A 1,523-nucleotide genomic window follows, 5' to 3' on the forward strand; every position below is an offset into this window, starting at 1 on the left:
GGGATTCATGCCGCGTGGCATTTTTAGTATGCGGTTAGTTTTGGTGGTGAAGGTGGTCTGCGGACAGTTGGTTTAAGCGGCATTCACCCCTTAACGCAGCGTTATACGTTTTAATCAAAATTTCGAGGAAAGAGGTGATATGATTTTAGACTGTTCGTCTTATGAATCTGTAAAACGGTCACTTTGTGATGCTTTCCATACAACAGAGGAAGAGCTTATTTCAGTTCTCAAAAGTGTCGAAAATGACAAACAAATCGATTACTACACACTTGAAAAGAATGTTGAACGTGCTGCTCGAGAAAAGCTCGGTGAACCTGATAGTGAGCTTGAAATATTGTGGTTTCATGCTACTCGTGTTGAAGACCATAAATCGTTTAGCGAACATGGGATTCTTACGAAAAGTTTAGTCAAAGATCAGTTAGTCCAAAGATTGTCTTCATTAGCATCTGGTTTAGAAAAATCAGGTTGTAATCCTTTTTCCTTATCTATGTCAGGGAAAAATGGCGATCATGATGAAGGACCATTTGCCTTCCTCATAAAGGTAGTTGCTATTCAAGCCCCAGGATCAAACCATAACTATACTGATGCTCCTGAGTTGGTTGAAGATATTGCAGGAACTTTACTCGGTAATAACTATAAAGAACTGGTATTCCGCTTTCAGGAAATTACAAAACCATACCTAGTTTCCTTTACTGCTAAACCGAGAGGAGACGAGGTATTTAAAGCTTTGTTCTTTCTGAAATTGATGGTGGATGGTGAGACCGAATTAGATGCAGGTGAAAGTGCTAATACTTTCTTCAATTCTAATGCAGAGGTTATTTCACCTGATAGGATTAAAAGTCTTCATAATCTAGCAAACGTATAACAAACAATTTAAGAGTGATTCGGCACGCGTGGCATTTTTAGTATGCGGTGGTTTTAGTGGTTAAGGTGGTATGCGGCGGCATTGATATTGCGTGCCTCACACCTTAATTGGGCGTTATATTTAAGGAGGGAGTTTGGACAAAGTTACCATTGCTTTAATATCGGCTTTTGTATCATTTTTAGCGACATTAATTGCAGTATGCGTTAGATGGGGGCTAAGCAACATATCTGATGAATCTAAGCATATGCGAGAAGAGCGTTTAATTCATCAGCAGCGTCTAGAGGACAAGTATACGGAAATCTTAGTTGCGGTAGATCTAAGCATCAGAATCAGAAATAGTCAACTTAACAATGATGACAAATTGGCAAATGCGAATGCAATGATCAAGTTGCTGGGAAATTCTGAAGTAACAGAAAAGTATAAGACTTTCTCTAAACTTCACCGAAACCTCCTTGAAAAGGTTATACAAGATGGAAAGTTTAGTAATTTGCTAGATGCTAGGTTTGAGTACAAAGACTCTTGGGACGGGTTGCTGAAAGCGTATCAAGAGTTATCAAATGCAATGCGTAAACATGTTAAAAGTTACGACCTTTTTAACGTCAGAAATTAAATATAACAAGGCGTTAAAGAGGGATTCATGCCGCGTGGCATTTTTGGT

2 protein-coding genes and 1 pseudogene are annotated in these 1,523 nt (G+C 38.8%); all 3 read left to right on the forward strand.

The features are described from left to right. Nucleotides 1-114: pseudogene (locus tag FC652_RS19740) on the forward strand (DUF3265 domain-containing protein); the annotation flags it as partial. 25 nt (nucleotides 115-139) lie between these two features. Beyond that, nucleotides 140-865, forward strand: coding sequence for a hypothetical protein (locus tag FC652_RS19745; protein WP_176299860.1), 726 nt, complete (start codon nucleotides 140-142; stop codon nucleotides 863-865). A gap of 133 nt (nucleotides 866-998) precedes the next feature. Further along, on the forward strand, nucleotides 999-1,475 hold the full coding sequence (locus tag FC652_RS19755; protein WP_176299861.1) for a hypothetical protein: 477 nt from the start codon (nucleotides 999-1,001) through the stop codon (nucleotides 1,473-1,475). The last annotated feature ends 48 nt before the right edge of the window (nucleotides 1,476-1,523 follow it).

It is taken from the genome of Vibrio sp. 05-20-BW147, from assembly GCF_013369385.1.
GTDB lineage: Bacteria > Pseudomonadota > Gammaproteobacteria > Enterobacterales > Vibrionaceae > Vibrio > Vibrio floridensis.

Excerpts from the sequence above, each read along its gene's own strand:
- FC652_RS19745 (WP_176299860.1), top strand. The coding sequence starts at position 140 with ATGATTTTAGACTGTTCGTCTTATGAATCTGTAAAACGGTCACTTTGT.